Consider the following 17027-nt stretch of genomic DNA (forward strand, 5'->3'; position numbering starts at 1 on the left):
TGAACGGAGGGTGTCGCTCTCCGCATCCCGGAAGGTGTCTGATTTGAAGCTCAAGGTCGAGGTCGTTCGCAGCCCTCGTCGCAGTAAGACCATCGAGGCGACGAAGGAGGGCAACAAGGTGGTGGTCCGCCTGCCGGCGACTTTGACGCGCGCCGAGACTCGCAAGTGGGTGCGAGTGATGGTCGAGCGTATCGAGCAAAGCGAGCACGTGAGCCGTTTGAACGAGAAGGCCGACATCGAACGCCGGGCCCGCGAGTTGCACCAGCGGTACTTCGACGGTCGTCCGGCGCTGAAGCGCATTAGCTACGTAGCCAACCAGCGGGATCGATACGGGTCCTGCACTCCGGCCGACGGCACCATCCGCTTGTCTCACGTGCTGGCCGAGTTCCCCGACTGGGTTCGCGACTACGTCATCGTTCACGAACTCGCGCACTTGCGCGCTCCCGACCACTCGTCCTACTTCTGGCAACTGGTGCATCGGTATCCGCACGCCGAGCGCGCGCGCGGTTACTTGATCGCTAAAGGCATCGACGGCTGACTCGCGTCAGACCACGCGCCAGTTCTTCAAGAGGTTCTCTGCCGCTGCGTAGTCGCCTTCGATCTTGGTCGATGGTCGTACTGCTTCCAGAGAGCGTCGTCCCGTCGCCAGCAGCACTAGGTCCTCGGCGGCGAGGGTGACCCGCGAGGGGGCCTCGCCGGCGCGCGCCAGTTGCCAGCGGCCGTCCCGGCCGTCCACGACCCAGCGATCTTCGGCGCCCGTCACGGCGATCTCGACCGCGCTCTTTGCCGGCACCCGCAGGCGGTGAAGCGTGAACGGAGCAGCCCGAACGCAGAACTCGACCAGGAACGGCAGGCACGCGCTCCACAGAGGCTCCGCATCCAGCGCGTCGGTGAGGTCGTGGCCGTGCACGCTAAGGTCGAACAGCTGCAAGCGCACCAGTTGCGCGATCGTTGCGCAGCCGAACACTTGAACCGGCGCGCGCCACGTGTCGACGCTGAGGGCCTCCAGCGCGCGCTGTGTGGCCGTTCCGTGATGCCAGAGCGTCGCACGCACCGCTTCGCCCGGCAGCGGTCGCCACTTCTTGACCCCCTCCTCGGCGTCGATCGGCCCGGACTCGCGGATCTCACCGCGATAGACGCGGCCGAGTGTCAGGTCGCCTTCGAGCAGGTGTGCCAGGACGTCCTTGACCGTCCACCCCGGGCATGCCGTCGGTCGAGACCAGTCGTCGCCGGTCACGTTCGCGAGAAGCGCGAGCAGACTCGCTCGTTGGTCGCCGATCAGTGACGTGAGGGTTTCTCGCATGGCCGGCAGCATACGTTCGGTGGGTAAAGTACGGCCATGTTTCGCCGAGTTCTCTCCGCATTGATCCTTGTTGCCGCCACGGTGGCTTGTTCTTCGCAGGCCGTCTCGGACGGCGGCGCGAGCGCGAGCGCGACCGCAGCGATTCGCCGGGGGGCGTCGGTTCCGCGGCAGGCGCCGCCGGCGCGGATGTTCGCGGGAGTGGATTCGGTCGTCGGTGTCTTGACCCGGTGGTGTGTCGGGGATGACTGCACGCGGGGTACGAGGCGGCCATCGCGTTATCTGAAGGGCGACCCCGCCGGATTCGTTTACTTCGCAGTTGCTTCCGCGCCGGCGGCCGCGCGCGTGGAGGTGCGTCGCGGGAAGAAGGTGGTAGGGCGCGGGTCACTCCGCCCGGGAACGAGCATGGCCTACGCCCTCGATGTTCCTCCGGGACGGTACGTGGTCACGCTCATCGCCACATGGAAAGGCCGCGAGGCCCGATGGGTATTCGGCCTGACGGGTCCGTCAAGGACCTAGAGCATCTCCAGCAGGCGTCCGCAGTCCTGGGCGCCTGTGGAGTTCGAGAAGATCACCCAGCCGATGCGGTCGCGCACTGCCAGCGCGACGCGCTTGAGGTCCTCATCCTTGATCGTGGTGCGGCCCGATCGACCTCCGCGGAAGCGCAGGTACACGAACTCGCTCTCAGGGATGTCGTTCTGAGTAGGTTCGGTGACCGGGAGCGCACCGATGCGTTGGCACAGATCCAGTGCCTTTTGCTCAGGCCAGGATCCCGGTGCCCATTCCCACGCCAGGGCTAAGCCGGGACGCATCGCATGGGCAACGAAGTTCTCGAGGCGCATCGCGTGTTCGGCGGAAGATCGAAACGACGTGGGCGTCGGAAACACCACTGCTTGCGCGCTTAGGGCGCGCGCGAGCGCGTCGGTGTGCGTCCAGGCCTCGTCGGTCCAGCGGGACCTGTCGAAGTGGCCCACCGCGGCATGCTCGGGTGGAGGATCGGTCATCGTGCGGTATCGGGGGTCGTTGCGCCGGTGCGTGAGCACGTGCCAGCCGAGCATGGTCGCCGACCGGTCTCCAATGATTTGGCGGATCTCGGTCGCCGAAGGCAGGTCGACGAAGTCGGCCCCGACTTCGACATGGGGAGCCTGTGGCGCGGGGGCGCGCATCGAGCACGAGACCCCGACGAAGAGCTTGTCCGGATCGATCATCCGGCGACTCTTCGGAGCCAGAGTTCCGGTTCGGAGATCTCCTCGACGGCCGGCAACGCGTCGGGGTCGTCCCACATGCGGTTCAGCCGCGGCCACCCGCCGCGCGCCAGAACGGCGCGCACGAAGATCGCCGCAGCGCGGGGGTTCGAGGGTGCATCGAGTCCGATGAAGTCCCGCAGCAACCCACGTCCGGCTCCGCCCGTCGCAGCGCGGCGCGCGAATGCCTCAGCGAGGCGTCCGGCGTCGCCGGTACGGGTTCCCGCCTCCTCGGATGCGGCTGTTGTGTGCGCGTCCACCAGTGTCAGCAGTCGGTCTATGCGCGCAGCCGCAGCGGCGGTCTGCGGCGACGGCTGTGCCGCGAATAGGCCGCCTCGTTCGCCGAGGACCTCCTGCAGTCGCGCCGGATCGCTTAGATCCAGTTCCCGCAACTGCTCCATCCCTTGAGCCAGATCGACGTCCAAGGATGCGACGTAGTCGTGGTACTGGGCGAAGAAGTGGGCACGCAGCCAGTGGAAACCTTCGAAAGCCGTGCGGTGGGCCGCGGCGCGCAGTGCGACCCACTGGCGCACCAGCCTGCGATCGATCCGGTACTCGGTCGCGATCGCGTCAACGGTGTCGAGCACGATCAGCAGGCCGTCGTCTGAAACCGGCATCCCCAACTCGTGCGCGCCGGTGACCTCGCGCGCGAGTGTGCCCATGATCGTCCCGGCCTGGATTCCAATGAACATCGGAGCCATTTGTCCGATCGTTTGTGCGATCACCGCTTCGGGACCTGCTCCGCCGGGCATCTGGGACGTGATGGCGTTTGAGAACTTCGCCGAGATCGGCTCGATCAGCTCGCCGAACATCGAGGGGGCGCGGTCGGCCCAGTCGGCCGGAGTCGCGGCGCGCGCGGTGACCAAGTGGCCGGCCTCAGGCATGCCGGCGGTTTCGGCGAGCCACAACTCCGCGATACGCACATGTTCGGCGACTTCCGCATGGTCGGCGTCGTCGACGGCGGGTGCCGGGTTCTCTCCGGCCGCGATCGACACCCCGACCTGGCGGGCCAGGTCCCAGTTGATCGGACCTCCACTCCACGACAGTACCTTCGATAACTCGGCGAACAGCGGAACCCGCCGGAGCACGTCGGGAGGGAGGTCGAACGGATCGTCCATCGCCTTCATCCTAGTCCCATCGCCGTTGTCGCTGCCGGGCTGCGTAGAATGAGGACCCGAACCGTTGGGGGGACTGGATGAGCGTCGTTGCCGTCACGGGGGTTGCCGGATATCTGGGACAGCGATTGCTGTCGCGGCTGGAGGCTGATCGCCAGGTCGAGCGGGTGATCGGCGTTGATGTGTCTGAACCGGTGACGGGTTCGCCAAAGCTTGAGTTTCATCAGATCGACGTCCGGGACGCTCGCTTGTCCAAGCGGATGGCCGGAGTATCGACCGTCGTGCACCTCGCGTTCCAGCATGACCCCATTCGCGACGAGGAGCGCATGGGGTCGGTGAACGTGGAGGGGACGGCCAACCTGCTTGCGGCCGCGTCGGAAGCGGGAGTGAGCAAGATCGTCTATCCGTCGAGTTCGACGGTATACGGGGCGCACCCCGACAACGACTTCCCGCTGACGGAGGAATCCCCCCTTCGCGCGAATGAGGATTTCGCGTTCTCGCGACACAAGCTCGAAACCGAGGATCTGGTGCGGCTCTTCCGACAGGAGCACCCCGGGGTCATCGTCACGCTGTTCCGCTCGGCCGTTGTGTTCGGCCCGGGCATGGAGAACTTCGTGTCGCGCATGCTCGAGGCTCCGCGCCTGCTGACGGTCAAGGGGCACAACCCTCCTATGCAGTTCGTTCACGAGGATGATGTGGCTTCGGCGCTGGCTTTCGCGGTGGAGACTTGTCTGGACGGTGTCTACAACCTGGCGGCCGATGGCTGGTTGTCGGGTAGCGAGGTTGCCGCGCTCGCTCACCGCCGGCGCGTTGAGTTGCCCGAAGCGGTGGCGTTTTCGATTGCAGAGCGCCTGTGGAGGGCGGGACTTACCGTGTCTCCTCCGGGCGAGTTGCACTACATCATGCACCCCTGGGTCGTGGATAACTCGAAGTTGCGGGCCGCCGGATGGACGCCGCAGTTCTCCAACAAACAGGCCTTGCTCGAAGCGATGGAAGTTCACGGCCGGTGGGTGGCTATCGGGCGCGCGCGAGTGCGTAAGGAGTCCGCAGCCAAGGGTACGGCGGTAACTCTTGGCGCGGCGGCGGCACTGCTTGCAATGCGGCGCGCCCGGCGTTCGTCGAACTGACTCAGGCGGACGGCGATGCGGAGCTGCGCGCGTCGGCAAGGTGCGTGTGTTCCCAGGCTGCGACGTCGTCTTCGAAGTACCGGACGCGGACTTTCTTGTACTCCTTGGTCGAGAACAGCAGAGTGTGATCGGCGACGGCGATCGCGTCGGCGATCGCCTCGGCAGTGCGCTCGCACTCTTCTCGGCTTCGGGCGTGCAGCATCCCGAAAAGGTTGTAGTGCCAGTCGGGATACGTCGGCCGCTGGTAGCAGTGCGAGACCGCGGCGAATCCGGACATGATCTCGCCGCACTCCTCGATCCGTTCTTCCGGCACCCGCCACACGCTCATGCCGTTTGCCGTAAACCCGGCATGGCGGTGATGCAGCACTGCGGCGAAGCGGCGCGCGCGCCCCTGCTCCAAGAAGCGTTTTGCCGACTCAAGGAAAGCCTCATCGTTGACGCCGGCCGCGCGCGCCCCCGAGGCGAAGGGCTCGACATCCAAGGGAAGGTCGTTCTGCAGGGCACGCACGAGCGCGATGTCCTTTGCGTCCAGTGGCGGAAGATCGAGCGCGCGCGCCGGAGCGACGCGCTCGCCCTGTTCGGATTCGCGCGCGCCGGTCATGTCGAAGTCGACGCCGATCTTGAACATTCGGATCGTCGGCATCAATCGGGTGACCTCGGCGCCGGATAGGGCGTGCAACGCATCGACGTGGTCGCTAAGGACCGAGCCCGGGGGAACCGCGATCGTCCACCACAGGTTGAAGTCATGCTCGCGCCGGTAGTTATGAGACACGCCTGGGTGCGCGTTGATCGCCTCGACGGCGCGCGCCACCGCTATATCCGGAACTCTCGAGGCGACGAGGGAACTGTCGTATCCCAGCGCGCGCGAGTCAAAGATCATCGAAATCTGACGAAGGACGCCGGACTCCTTCAATCGCGCCGTGCGCTCCAGGACTGCCTCCTCCGAGATCTGGAGCACCGCCGCGATCGAGGAGAAAGGCCGTCGTACCAGGGGGAAGTCGCGCTGGAGGACGTTAAGCAGGCGCGCGTCGACGGTGTCTAGGTTGGGCGCGGTGACCATGTCGGCAAGGGTAGCAGGAACGGGTTTTGCCGATGTGGTGCGCAAATGGCTATTCTCGTCTGCGTCTTCTGGAGATATCCATCATGCCACCTGCATCCGCGTTTCTGCTGTTCGGGGTCGTCGTCGCGACGGTCTTGTGTTCGGTTGCGTGGTGGCGCGCGCGCGTGCCGCGGCGGTCGCCGCTTCGCAGTGTGGACGACTTCAACGTGGCGTTGCGTGCGCTGTCTCCCGGGGGCACGCGCCGGCGGGATCGCTGACGTGAGGGCGCTTCGTGTTGCGTGAAGTTGCTATCGACCTGGGGACCGCGAACACGCTCGTCTACGTCCGTGGACAGGGGATCGTGCTGAACGAACCCACTGTGATCGCCATGAACGAGCGGACGGGACAGGTTCTGGCGATGGGCGACGAGGCCTGGCAGATGATCGGCCGCACGCCCGGGTACATCGTGGCGGTTCGGCCGTTGCGGCATGGGGCGATCACCGACTTCGACGTCACAGAACGTCTGATCAAGCTCGTATTCCAGCGCATCGGCGTGGGGCGGTTCACGCACCCGCGCGCGCTGATCTGCGTTTCATCAGCCATCACCTCCGTCGAGCGCCGTGCGGTTGAAGAGGCGGCACTGTCGGCCGGCGCGCGCAGCGTCGTGCTCATCCAGGAACCGATGGCCGCGGCAATCGGGGCCGGACTTCCCGTCGACCAACCGTTGGGGAACTGTGTGATTGACGTTGGCGGAGGCACGACTGAGGTGGCGGTCATCTCGATGGGGGGCGTGGTCGCGTCGCGGGCGATTCGCGTTGGAGGGTTCGACCTGGACGATGCGATCCAGCGTTTCCTGCGACGCGAGTACGGAATGGCGATCGGCGAGCGGACCGCGGAGGCCATCAAGAAGGAAATCGGTTCGGCCTTCGCCACAGCGCTTGATCCCAAGGCGGAGATTCGCGGGCGCGACTTGGCGACGGGCATGCCCAAGACGGTGACGGTCGGTGCCGACGAGATGCGCGTAGCACTTGAGGAGCACGTGGCCATGGTCGTGGAAGCAGTCCGTGAGGCGCTGTCGGAGAGCCCGCCTGAGCTGGCTCACGACGTCTTGGAGCGGGGGATGTTCTTGACGGGAGGCGGGGGATTGCTGCGCGGGCTCGATGCTCGGATCTCGGCGGAAACCCACATTTCGGTGCACGTCACCGAAACGCCGCTGGAAACGGTGTGCCTGGGGGCCGGGCGCGCGCTGGAGTCTCTCGATCGGTTGCGCGAACACGGCGTCCTGTTCGGCTGAACCGTTCCGAAGCCACTCGTTACACTCTTTGCATGCGATGGACCGCGATGACCCTTGCCGCCGGCCTCGTGCTGGCGCCGCTCTCCGCGCGCGCCGCTCCGAACGATCCTGCATGGCTATATCAGTGGGGGATGGTCCAGGTGCGCGCAGAGCAGGCCTGGAAGGTGTCTCGCGGAGGGGGTGCCGTCGTGGCCGTAATCGATACCGGAGTGGACTCCACGCACCCGGACCTGCAGCGACAGGTCCTCGCCGGTAAGGATTTCGTCGACGACGACGGTACGACGCAAGACGCCAACGGACACGGGACGTTGATCGCGGGAATCATCGCCGCGTCAACCGGCAACGGCATCGGGATCGCCTCGGTCGCTCCGGACGCGGTGATTCTGCCTGTGCGCGTCCTGGGGCCCGACGGAACTGGAACTTCCGACGACGTCGCCGCAGGGATCGCCTGGGCGGTCGAACACGGGGCCGGCGTAATCAACCTTTCGCTCGCGCAGGACAAGCCGGGCAGCCCGGCATTAGCCGAAAACTTGTTTCGAGATCCGGCCGTCGACCGGGCGATCCGCGACGCGGCTGCCGCCGGATCGACCGTGCTGGTGGCTGCCGGGAACTCCGACGACGGAGGGCGTTCGGAAACCGCTTACGACGCGCGAGTCCCAGGTGTGATCGTCGTGGGCGCCGTCGCGCGCGACGGCAGGCGCGCGGCGTACTCGAACTACGGACCCGGCCTGGACGTGGTGGCACCGGGAGGCGGGAGCGCGACCGATCCATCTCGAGCCGCGTGCGACGAGCACAACGGAATCGTGAGCACCTGGTGGAACTCTTCGACCGACGAATCGGTGTACGGGGCCGGGTGCGGCACGTCGATGGCCGTCGCCTTCGCGTCCGGTGTCGCCGCATTACTTGACGCGCGAGGGCTCTCCAACGAGCAGATCGTTGCGCGGATTGTGGGTTCGGCGCGTGATCTTGGTCCGGCGGGATGGGACGACGAAACGGGTGCGGGCCGAATCGACGCTGCCCGCGCGCTGGGTGTGCGCGCGTCGCCTGCGGCGGTGCGTCCGTCCTCGACGGCGGCACCGCCTTCCGTTCGGTCCGCTGGAAACGCGGCCGGCGTTGCAGGCCCTTCGCCCGTGCGGTCGCCGCCGCCGACGCCTCCACCGGTGACCTCGGCGATGGGTACGCCCAAACCGATGTCGCATGTGCCGCGTGAGGGAGTTGCTGTTCTCGCGACGGTCCTTGCGGCTGCGGTGACGGCGGGGCACTTGTGGAGGTTGCGCTCCCGCGCGCGCGCGCGACGTCAGGCGCCGGCGTAGCGACGGAGTAGGCGGCCCAGTCCCATCCCGATCACGATCAAGGTGAAGCCGAACACGGCTCCGAAGAAGAACACGATGAGCCCAAGGCGGATCGTCGCTGCCAGACGCGCCATCGGGGGATCGCGGACGATGACTTCGGTCTGAATCAGCCGGTCCGGATCGGGCCGCAGGTGCGGGGCGCCGTAGCCCACGATCACCACATCCGGTGGTTCGGTGAACACGCGACGAGCCTCGAACCCGTCTTGCGTTTCGTCTTTCAGGTGGTTTGTGGTCGGCCTGTGCCGTGTGGCGGCGTCGGGTCCCGTTGCGTCGGACACAGCGACGACGGCAGTCAGCACAATAAGGATCACGGCGATAAGAAACAGCATCGGTGCCTCACGTTCGCGACGACAACGTCATGCTCTATCCTGGCACGATGAGCCTCTCTTTCGCGCGAGGATGTTGATGAGCGATTCCCTTGAGGATACGTCGGGTTCGGATTCGACCGTTGCACCACAGAGTCCGAGTCTCTTCCCTAGGTGGGCGCTCCGGCTTGTCGTGCTGATCGTGGTCGCGGGCGCTGTGGGTAGTTTTGTTAGGGTTCCGTACTACAGCCTTGGTCCCGGCCCTTCGTCGAACGTCTTGGAGATGCTGGAAGTGCGGGGAGCCACGACGTATCCGTCGGACGGCCAACTGCTGTTGACGACCGCATCGGTGTCGGGAGGCCGTCTGAGTGCGTGGGAAGCAGTGTGGGTGTGGCTCGATCCCAGTCTCGGAGTGAGACCTGCGCACGATCTGGTACCTGCCGGGGTGACCGACCGGCAGCAAGAAATCATGAACTTCCGGGACATGGAGCGCAGCAAGATCGATGCGAAACTGGCGGCTTTCCGCGCGATTGGCGTGGAGATCGAGAGAATCCCGGGCGCGCAGGTTTTGACCGTCGTCGTCGGCATGCCCGCTGAAGGCAAGCTCGAGCCGGGGGACGTCATCGTGGCCATCGACGACGCCGACGTTGCCACGCCATCGGAGGCGGTCGAGGAGATCCAGCGTCGCAAACTCGGTGCGGACGTCCGAGTCGGGGTGCGCAGGGGGACCGCGCGGAAGGAGTTCGTCGTTTCGACTGTTCGCGGTTCGTCCGGAGACGATGCCCCGACAATCGGGGTGACGCTGGACACTCCCTATCGATTCCCCTACGACGTCGATATCGACACCCGGAGCATTGGGGGACCCTCGGGTGGCCTTGTGTTCGCCTTGTCGATCGCAGATGCATTTACGGTCGAGGACCTCACGCGCGGTCATGTGGTTGCGGTGACGGGAACCATCTTTCTGTCCGAGGACGGGACGGCGGTGGTCGGACCGATCGGAGCCGTCGAGGAGAAGGTCCGCTCGGCTCTTCGAGCCGGGGCGGATGTTTTCCTGGTTCCAAGTGAGGAGGTCGAGCAGGCGCGCAGGGCGGCGCCGAAGTCCTTGAAGGTCTACGGCGTACACACACTGGATGAGGCACTTGCGACTCTTCGCGGGCTTTCTGCCGCCTCTTCCTGAGGATCCCTAGCGCTGAGGCGTAGTCACTTGTGTCTAGATGCGTGATCATTCCTGACCAAATGTTATGCCGTAGACAAAACTAGGTCTTTTTCGCCGATATACTCCGCAGGTCATGGAAGGCACGCTTGCAGTTCCCTTCCACTTTGCCGTCGAGTTCCTGGTCATCGTCGTCGCAATCGGCGCTGCGCTCGACGCTGTTCGCGCGCGCCGTCACGGGGCAGGGTTGTGGGCTGTCGGGCAAGCCTTGGGCTTTCTGTCTCTGGCGGTCGCGCAGTACTTGCACGGCGCACTGATCCTGCAGGCCGACGCCGATCGCACCGTTCTCGCGCTGCGTGCCGCGGGGTTCCTTCTCCTCGCCCTGTTCTCTCGTCCCGCCGCCGCGGTCCTGCCTGCATTCACTCCTGCGGCGGCATCTGCTCCCGCTCTGTTCTTCGCGGGTCCGCAAGCATCCTTGGCGTTCTTGCCGGGACTGGGTGCTTTGGCAACGGCGTTGCGTGGAATCCGGGCGCATCGCGTCGACCAGGACCCCGTGACGTTCGCATTTGCCGGCGCCTTCCTTGCCTTCGCGGCGGCGGAAGGAGCAACGGCGTTGTCCACCCCGGCGGACGGGGCATGGATCCTGGGTGCGCACATCGCTCGACTGCTGGGAGCGTTGCTGCTCGCCAGGTGGCTGTGGAGTTCGATCGCGCGCAGCGTCCGAATGCGGTTTGTCGCGACATTCGTGATTGTGTTGACCGTCGGGGTCCTCGTAGTCAGCGCGACCCTGAACGTTGTAATCGGAAACACCCTCAAGGCCGACGAGCAAAAGCGTCTTGCCGCGGCCGGGCACGGCCGGGTTACCGCGTTGCTCGATCTCGGCGACAGCGCGCGCAGTACTACCGGGACTTTCGCGTCGAGCGCCGCATTCACCGACGTGTTTGTAAGTGGAGACGGATGCGACGGGGCCGTCCAGGCCCTGCCGATCTTGCCGCCCAATGCCGACTTCCTGGTGCTGGTGGACGCCAAGCACAAGGTGATCGGCTCAGCCGGAAACACTGCGCTGCAGGACCCGACGCTGCGTCTTCCGCCCTGCGTGCAGGGGACTCATGAGTTGCGACTGCCCAAGACCGAGGAGATCGCGCTCGCGGGCACCGGTCCGGTCTCCGAAGCGCTTGGTGGGCGTCCGAGCGCCAGTTCCGTCCCGGTGACGTTCGCTACGCCCGAGGGATCCGAGCAGTCCCAGATAGTTGTGGTCGCGGCTTATCCGTCGCGGCGCGGGTCACGTGTCGTTGGTGCCGTAGCGATCGGGACTCGAATCGATGTCGCTTACCTTCGCGGAGTGAAGCGGGACACCGGAGCTGAAGTCACGCTGATGGTGGGCGACCGAGTGACGGGCACGACGCTCGGCGAGGTCGCGGAAGTGCAGCCTGCGATCAATGTCTTTGCGGGTCCACTGCGGGTGGCGCGGGAGAACGGCGTCGCGTTTGCGCACTCGCTGGCGGTGGACGGGCGGGTGTACGAATCGGCGTTTGTGCCGGTGTCCAGCGCGGACGGTCAGACCATCGGGCTGATGGTGCTGTCGCAGGAGTCCTCGGTGTTGATGGCGGCGCAACGCGATGCGACGCGAGTGCTGTTTCGCGTCACGCTGTTGGCGGTCATGCTCGCCGCGCTGCTGGCGTGGCTGTCGGGCGGACGCGTCACAGGGCCGATCCGGTCGCTCACTGCAGCGGCGCGAGAACTCCGTTCGGGGAATCTGGACGCGCGCGCGCGCGTCGTTTCGGTCGACGAAGTTGGGACGCTCGGAACTGCCTTCAATGAGATGGCTTCAGAACTCGGGCGCACGACCGGTGAGTTGCGCACTGCGGCGGAAACTGAAGCCGGCTTGCGCGGCCGGCTGGAGGCGGTTGTGCAATCGATGGGGGACGGGCTCATCGCCACCGACGCCGCCGGCCACATCGTCACGTTCAACCGTGCGGCCGAGCGGATGTTCGGCCGCCGGGCCGACCGCGTGCTCGGCAAGCGCATCGGCGATGTAGTCCACGGCACGACCAACTCGGGTAGCCCTCTGGTCGACGCTGCGATCCAAGCCGGCGCGGCCGAGGGCAAGGTGCGCGGTGGTGGGGAGGGCCTGTCGGTCGACGTTGCGATGACTGCCGCGCCGCTGCTGGACGCGGCTGGTTTCGAGACCGGCCGTGTCGTGGTCGTACGCAACGTCAGCCGCGAGCGCGAAGCAGAGCGCATGAAGAGCGAGTTCCTCTCCAACGTCTCCCACGAGCTGCGTACACCCCTAACTCCGATCAAGGGCTATGCGGAGATCTTGAGTCGCAAGGACTTCCCTCGCGAAAAGGCCATGAGCTTCCTTGAGGGGATTCTGGAGTCGACTGAGCGCCTTGAGCGCATCGTAGAGATCCTCGTGGACTTCGCCGCGATGGAGGCCGGTCGCCTAAAGCCGCGGGCCGAGCCGGTGTCGGTTCGCTCGCTGCTGGACGGGGTTGCGTCCCGCTGGCGAGGCCGCGACGGTCAGCACAAGTTCGTCCGAAAGGGCGGCATCGGGCTGCCGCCCATCCGAGGGGACTTGCGGCTGCTCGATCGGTCGCTCGACGAACTGGTCGACAACGCCGTGAAGTTCTCACCCAAGGGCGGGCGGATCGAGATCAGCGCCGAGTCATGTAAGAACGACACTCGCAGTCGTAAGACGGCAAAGATTCGCATCACGATTCGCGATCACGGGATCGGGATCGATCCCGAGAACCTGCCCGAGATGTTCCGGGACTTCCGTCAGTTGGACGGGTCTGAGACCCGGAACTTCGGGGGGCTCGGCTTGGGGCTGGCCTACGTCAAGCGCATCGCGACGGCGCACGGTGGGGAAGTTGAGGTCGTCAGCGCACTTGGGCAAGGAAGTTCCTTCAGTATTGTGCTGCCGGTTGCCGAAACAACCCCCAGGGGTGGCAAGAAATGAGACGGGTCGGTCGTGTTGTTCCGTTGGCGCTGCTAGCGCTGCTTTCGACGTCGTGCATCGGGCGCGGGTCGGGTTCAGACGCGCGCGTGTTCACGGTCGGCAAAGTTGCCGGCGGGTGGCAGGTGCGCGCGGCGGAGAGCGGCGACTGGCGTGTGGTCACCGAAGAGATGACTGTGGAGGCAGGGTCGGTCCTGCGCATCTGCTCCCCGGAAGCCGACCGCACGTGTGCGTCCGATTCGGCACCGTTTGTGCTTCTTGCTCGAGGCGACAAGAGCAGTCTCGAGTTGCGTCCGTACCAGGGGATAGCTGAGATCCGCGTGCAATCGCCGTCGTTGGTAAGCATCGTGACCGGGGACGCACTTGTTACAAGCGATCCCGGCGCGCCGATTGCAGCCGAATCCCAGGGGATGGAGGCCAGCGCCTCGGGTGGTGTGTTCCGTGTCGACCGGCGACTGTCGCTGCGTGTCGGCGTGTACGAGGGTGCGGCGACGCTCGCTTCAGCAACCGGCGACCTTGCGGTTCCCAGCCTGCGCGAGGGAACGGTTGCCAGCCGGGTCCTGCCGCGGGTTCCGACACCCCTGACCGTTCATCCGGAGGACCCCTGGGACGCCCGCATCCTGGGAAGCGTGATCGATCTGGACCGTGAACTAAGGGCGCAAGCCGCGGGGTACGAGGGAGAATTCGGCGCGCGCGCGCTAGGTATCGCCGAGTTTGATCCGATCGCCCTCGACGCCCAGTTGGGCACTCTGAGTTTTGCGACCCCGTATCTCAGCCAACTTGATTCCGCCGACGTGCTGATCGGCGTCGTCTTTTCACTGTTGGTTCAACGCAATGATGCCCGGTCCCCGGCGCAGGTGTTTCCGCGACTCGTCGCGTTGCTTAATCAAGGGGCGTCCTGGGGGCTGCTTGCCCGCGAGTACGGGGTTCCCTCTGCGGATTTGTTGAGTGCCGTCGTCCGAGGCGTGGGATTGCGCACCGGCGAGGTCCGTCCCGGGTCTGGGACCAGCGTGTTGAATCCCCCGAGTCCGAGTCCGACTCCGACCCGGCGGGTTAGCCCACGACCGACAACGTCGTCGCGACCGACAACGTCACCGAAGCCGACTGCGTCGCCCAGCCCCAGTCCAAGCCCGTCCCCGAGTCCGAGCCCGTCGCCGAGCCCGTCGCCGAGCCCCAGTCCGAGTCCTACGTGCGGCGCCGTCGACTCCTTGCTCGGTCGCTGCTGAGTTCCGGCCTCGGCCCGCGGCCAACGGGTGAGTGATAGGCTCCCCGGCCGATGAAACTTGCCACTTCTCGCGGGCGATCGCGTCCCCGCCCACTTGCCCTGATCGCCGTCGCCGTCGCCGTCGCCTTGCTGCTGCTGGGCGGGGTTGCGAACTTCTACACCGACGTCTTGTGGTTCCGAGAGGTCGGTTTCACGAACGTGTTCACGACCGGGATCCTTACGCGCCTGGGCCTTGGGGCGGCCTTCGGTGTCGCGTTCGCCTTGGTGCTGCTGTTCAACCTGTGGATCGTCCAGAAGATCACGCGTCCCGCGCGGTACTTCTCGCTTCCGGATCAGGTGCTTGAGCGATACCGCACCTCGCTGCAGCCGTACACGAAGTGGCTTGTGATCGGCGTTGCAGTTGTTCTCGGTCTGTTCGCCGGCACCGGTGCCAGCGTCGAGTGGCGCGAGTATCTGCTGTTCAGTCACGCCACGAAGTTCGGCGGCGCGGTTGACCCTGTCTTCGGCCGCGACATCGGCTTCTACGTATTCCGCCTTCCGTTTCATCAGTTCTTGTTCGGCTGGGGCTTCTCCACGCTGGTTCTGCTGACTGTGGTGGTGGGTCTGGCTCACTACTTCATGGGCGGCATTCGCCCTCAGGCCAAGGGGGAGCGGGTTTCGCCGGAAGTGCGAGCGCATCTATCGGTCCTGCTCGGACTGATCGTGCTGCTGAAGGCTTGGGGATATCGCCTCGACCAGTTCAACTTGCTGTACTCGCCGCGCGGACAGGTGACCGGGGCGTCCTACACCGACGTCAACGCGCAGTTGCCGGCCCTGAAGCTTCTTGTGGTCATTGCCGTCGTTTGCGCTGTGTTCTTCTTCATGAACGCGCGCTTGAAGAACTGGCTGCTGCCGACTGCCGGAATCGGCCTGCTTGCGCTCACCTCGATCTTGGCCGGCGGGGCTTACCCGACGGCAGTTCAACGCCTTCGGGTGACGCCGAACGAGCGCAAGTTTGAGAAGGAGTTCATCCAGCGCAACATCGACGCCACGCGATTGGCGTACGGGCTCGAGAACGTTGACGTTGTGCCGTTCCGCGCCACGGCGCCGCTCAAGGCGACCGACATCCGTGACAACAAGTCCACGATCGAGAACATCCGCTTGTGGGAGCCGAACGTTCTGGTGAACTCGTACGTCAGCTTGCAACGAATCAAGCCGTACTACGAGTTCCTCAACGTCGATGTCGACCGCTATCAGTTCGACGGCGGCCGGCGACAAGTGATGCTCGCCGCGCGCGAGATCTCCTTGAGGGGTCTGTCCACGGAGGCCCGGACCTGGCTCAACGACCACATGTTCTACACCCACGGGTACGGGGTTGTGGCCAGTCGCGTCGACCGCGTGCAAGGCGAAGGCGAGCCCGACTTCATTCTGAAGAACATCCCCCCGGCGTCGTCCGACGGCGGCCCCAAGGTGACGCAGTCGCAGATCTACTTCGGCGAGAACCAAGACGTGCCGTTCGTGATCGTCAACTCGAATCAGCCTGAGTTGGATTATCCGCAGGGGGAAGAGAAGTACGCCCAGACCAGTTATGACGGTACCGGCGGAATCCCTATCGGCGGGGTTGTCAAGCGGGCAGCTTTCGCGTGGCGGTTCAAAGACGTGAACTTGCTCATCAGCAGCGCGGTCAACTCGAAGTCGCGCTTGATCTTCCGTCGGAACATCGTGTCGCGCGTACAGCGCGTCGCGCCGTTCTTGCGCGTGGATTCCGACCCCTACATCGCGATCGTAAACGGCCGCCTAGTATGGATGCTCGACGCTTACACGATGACGAGCATGTATCCGTACTCGCAGCGGATCAGCTTTACCTCCGTCACGAACGGCGGCGTGTACGGCTCCGGGAACTACATTCGCAACTCGGTGAAGTTCATCATCGACGCCAAGAACGGGAACATCGACGGGTACGCGTGGGACGAGAAAGACCCGATCCTGGCGTCGTGGATGAAGGTGTTCCCCGACCTGTTGAAGCCGAAGTCGGCATTGTCGGGAGATGCGCTCAAACACGTGCGGTACCCCGAAGCGCTGTTCATGCTGCAGTCGGATCGCTACGCGAACTACCACGTGACCGACGCGGACAGTTTTTATCAGAAGGAAGACGCGTGGTTGGTTGCCAACGACCCGACGCAGAGCTTGAACGTTCCCAGCGGCAGCGTTGCCGGGATCAACTCGCCGGTGCCTCCGTACTACGTGCTGATGCGGCTGCCCGGTGAGAAAAAGGTGGACTTCGTTCTCGTGCGGCCGTTCACGCCGGTCGGCCGGGCGAACATGACCGCTTACATGGTGGCTCATGGGGACCCAGAGAGCTACGGCAGGCTTGTGACCTACGCGTTTTCCCGCTCGGACTCGATCTTCGGTCCGGAGCAGATCCAAGCCCGCATCAACCAGGATCCTGCCGTCAGTGGGCAGGTTACGTTGTGGAACCAGCAGAACTCGCGCGTCATTTACGGAAACCTTCTCGTGGTACCGCTGGGGGAGTCCCTGCTGTACGTGCAGCCGATCTTCCTGCAGGGTCAAGGGAGCACGCTTCCGGAGTTGAAGCGTGTCGTCGCCGTGGCCGGACAGAAGGTGCGCATGGGAGGCACGCTTGCTGAGGCGCTGGCGGCGATCTTCGGCGCCCAGGCCGAGGAGGTTGTCCCCGGGGTCACGACGCAGACGCTGGTCGAGTTGTTGACGGATGCGATCGCCGCCGACGCGCGCGCTGAAGCATGTCTGAAGCAGGGGGACTTTGCGTGCTACGGCCGCGAGCGAGAGGCTTCCAGGCGCGCGCTCGGGAAGGCTGCGGAACGTGCCGGCGCGGCGCCCGCGCCGAGTCCGTCCCCGAGCCCGAGTTGAGGATCTAGCGAGCATCGAACCCGCCTGGTAGCATGACACTCCGCGA

Annotated in this window: 15 protein-coding genes; 10 read left to right on the plus strand and 5 right to left on the minus strand. The window is 65.3% G+C overall.

All coding sequences use genetic code 11. The features are described 5' to 3' along the window. Window positions 1–538, plus strand: a 538-nt coding sequence (locus tag WDA27_10505; protein ID MFA5891358.1) for a M48 family metallopeptidase, incomplete at its 5' end; no start/stop codon positions are given. A gap of 6 nt (window positions 539–544) precedes the next feature. Here WDA27_10505 and WDA27_10510 read toward each other — a convergent pair. Beyond that, complete coding sequence (locus WDA27_10510) at window positions 545–1303, minus strand: maleylpyruvate isomerase family mycothiol-dependent enzyme (GenBank protein MFA5891359.1); 759 nt, start codon at window positions 1301–1303, stop codon at window positions 545–547. A 36-nt stretch (window positions 1304–1339) separates the two neighbouring features. On the opposite strand from WDA27_10510, the gene WDA27_10515 reads away from it, so the two are divergent. Beyond that, entirely contained in the window at window positions 1340–1819 is a 480-nt protein-coding gene (locus tag WDA27_10515) for a hypothetical protein (protein ID MFA5891360.1), read from the plus strand. Here WDA27_10515 and WDA27_10520 read toward each other — a convergent pair. Together WDA27_10520 and WDA27_10525 are read right to left on the minus strand one after the other, a co-directional pair. Then, window positions 1816–2508: a hypothetical protein gene (locus WDA27_10520; GenBank protein MFA5891361.1), complete on the minus strand. Its 693-nt coding sequence runs from the start codon at window positions 2506–2508 to the stop codon at window positions 1816–1818. The two genes, WDA27_10515 and WDA27_10520, sit on opposite strands and share 4 nt — an antisense overlap. Beyond that, window positions 2505–3662, minus strand: a complete 1158-nt coding sequence (locus tag WDA27_10525; protein ID MFA5891362.1) for a zinc-dependent metalloprotease — start codon at window positions 3660–3662, stop codon at window positions 2505–2507. Before WDA27_10525 ends, WDA27_10520 begins: the two co-directional genes overlap by 4 nt. A 77-nt stretch (window positions 3663–3739) precedes the next feature. Between WDA27_10525 and WDA27_10530 the strand changes: the two genes are divergently transcribed. Continuing rightward, a complete protein-coding gene (locus WDA27_10530) occupies window positions 3740–4786 on the plus strand; it encodes an SDR family oxidoreductase (GenBank protein MFA5891363.1) in 1047 nt (348 codons plus the stop codon). A 1-nt stretch (window position 4787) separates the two neighbouring features. Here the strand turns inward: WDA27_10530 and WDA27_10535 are convergent, their stop codons facing one another. Then, complete coding sequence (locus WDA27_10535; GenBank protein ID MFA5891364.1) at window positions 4788–5891, minus strand: AsnC family transcriptional regulator; 1104 nt, start codon at window positions 5889–5891, stop codon at window positions 4788–4790. A gap of 38 nt (window positions 5892–5929) precedes the next feature. Here WDA27_10535 and WDA27_10540 point away from each other — a divergent pair, with 38 nt between their 5' ends. Genes WDA27_10540 through WDA27_10550 form a run of 3 tightly spaced genes read left to right on the plus strand, consistent with a single transcriptional unit; the run spans window position 5930 to window position 8432 of the window. After that, entirely contained in the window at window positions 5930–6103 is a 174-nt protein-coding gene (locus tag WDA27_10540; GenBank protein ID MFA5891365.1) for a hypothetical protein, read from the plus strand. 14 nt (window positions 6104–6117) lie between these two features. Further along, window positions 6118–7119 (plus strand): rod shape-determining protein, encoded by a 1002-nt coding sequence (locus tag WDA27_10545; protein ID MFA5891366.1) that lies wholly within the window; start codon window positions 6118–6120, stop codon window positions 7117–7119. 32 nt (window positions 7120–7151) lie between these two features. Then, window positions 7152–8432 carry a S8 family serine peptidase gene (locus WDA27_10550; GenBank protein ID MFA5891367.1) on the plus strand — a complete coding sequence of 427 codons (1281 nt, stop codon included), beginning with the start codon at window positions 7152–7154 and terminating at the stop codon, window positions 8430–8432. On the opposite strand, the gene WDA27_10555 is transcribed toward WDA27_10550, so the two are convergent. Next, window positions 8417–8800: a hypothetical protein gene (locus WDA27_10555; protein MFA5891368.1), complete on the minus strand. Its 384-nt coding sequence runs from the start codon at window positions 8798–8800 to the stop codon at window positions 8417–8419. The genes WDA27_10550 and WDA27_10555 overlap by 16 nt on opposite strands. A gap of 76 nt (window positions 8801–8876) precedes the next feature. On the opposite strand from WDA27_10555, the gene WDA27_10560 reads away from it, so the two are divergent. The 4 genes from WDA27_10560 (at window position 8877) to WDA27_10575 (ending at window position 16981) form a co-directional block, all read left to right on the plus strand. Continuing rightward, entirely contained in the window at window positions 8877–9953 is a 1077-nt protein-coding gene (locus WDA27_10560; GenBank protein ID MFA5891369.1) for a PDZ domain-containing protein, read from the plus strand. A 112-nt stretch (window positions 9954–10065) separates the two neighbouring features. After that, window positions 10066–12891, plus strand: a complete 2826-nt coding sequence (locus WDA27_10565; protein ID MFA5891370.1) for an ATP-binding protein — start codon at window positions 10066–10068, stop codon at window positions 12889–12891. Further along, the gene (locus tag WDA27_10570; protein MFA5891371.1) at window positions 12888–14114 is read left to right on the plus strand and encodes a hypothetical protein; all 1227 of its coding nucleotides are present in this window, start codon (window positions 12888–12890) and stop codon (window positions 14112–14114) included. Before WDA27_10565 ends, WDA27_10570 begins: the two co-directional genes overlap by 4 nt. A 50-nt stretch (window positions 14115–14164) precedes the next feature. Then, on the plus strand, window positions 14165–16981 hold the full coding sequence (locus WDA27_10575) for a UPF0182 family protein (protein ID MFA5891372.1): 2817 nt from the start codon (window positions 14165–14167) through the stop codon (window positions 16979–16981). Window positions 16982–17027: the final 46 nt, after the last annotated feature.

This window comes from Actinomycetota bacterium (assembly GCA_041658565.1).
Classification (GTDB): Bacteria; Actinomycetota; AC-67; order AC-67; family AC-67; genus JBAZZY01.

What these genes read in the sequence shown, in the direction of transcription:
- WDA27_10510 (MFA5891359.1), bottom strand. Translation starts at nt 1,303, where the DNA reads ATGCGAGAAACCCTCACGTCACTGATCGGCGACCAACGAGCGAGTCTG.
- WDA27_10515 (MFA5891360.1), top strand. Translation starts at nt 1,340, where the DNA reads ATGTTTCGCCGAGTTCTCTCCGCATTGATCCTTGTTGCCGCCACGGTG.
- WDA27_10520 (MFA5891361.1), bottom strand. Translation starts at nt 2,508, where the DNA reads ATGATCGATCCGGACAAGCTCTTCGTCGGGGTCTCGTGCTCGATGCGC.
- WDA27_10525 (MFA5891362.1), bottom strand. Translation starts at nt 3,662, where the DNA reads ATGGACGATCCGTTCGACCTCCCTCCCGACGTGCTCCGGCGGGTTCCG.
- WDA27_10530 (MFA5891363.1), top strand. Translation starts at nt 3,740, where the DNA reads ATGAGCGTCGTTGCCGTCACGGGGGTTGCCGGATATCTGGGACAGCGA.
- WDA27_10540 (MFA5891365.1), top strand. Translation starts at nt 5,930, where the DNA reads ATGCCACCTGCATCCGCGTTTCTGCTGTTCGGGGTCGTCGTCGCGACG.
- WDA27_10550 (MFA5891367.1), top strand. Translation starts at nt 7,152, where the DNA reads ATGCGATGGACCGCGATGACCCTTGCCGCCGGCCTCGTGCTGGCGCCG.
- WDA27_10555 (MFA5891368.1), bottom strand. Translation starts at nt 8,800, where the DNA reads ATGCTGTTTCTTATCGCCGTGATCCTTATTGTGCTGACTGCCGTCGTC.
- WDA27_10560 (MFA5891369.1), top strand. Translation starts at nt 8,877, where the DNA reads ATGAGCGATTCCCTTGAGGATACGTCGGGTTCGGATTCGACCGTTGCA.
- WDA27_10565 (MFA5891370.1), top strand. Translation starts at nt 10,066, where the DNA reads ATGGAAGGCACGCTTGCAGTTCCCTTCCACTTTGCCGTCGAGTTCCTG.
- WDA27_10570 (MFA5891371.1), top strand. Translation starts at nt 12,888, where the DNA reads ATGAGACGGGTCGGTCGTGTTGTTCCGTTGGCGCTGCTAGCGCTGCTT.
- WDA27_10575 (MFA5891372.1), top strand. Translation starts at nt 14,165, where the DNA reads ATGAAACTTGCCACTTCTCGCGGGCGATCGCGTCCCCGCCCACTTGCC.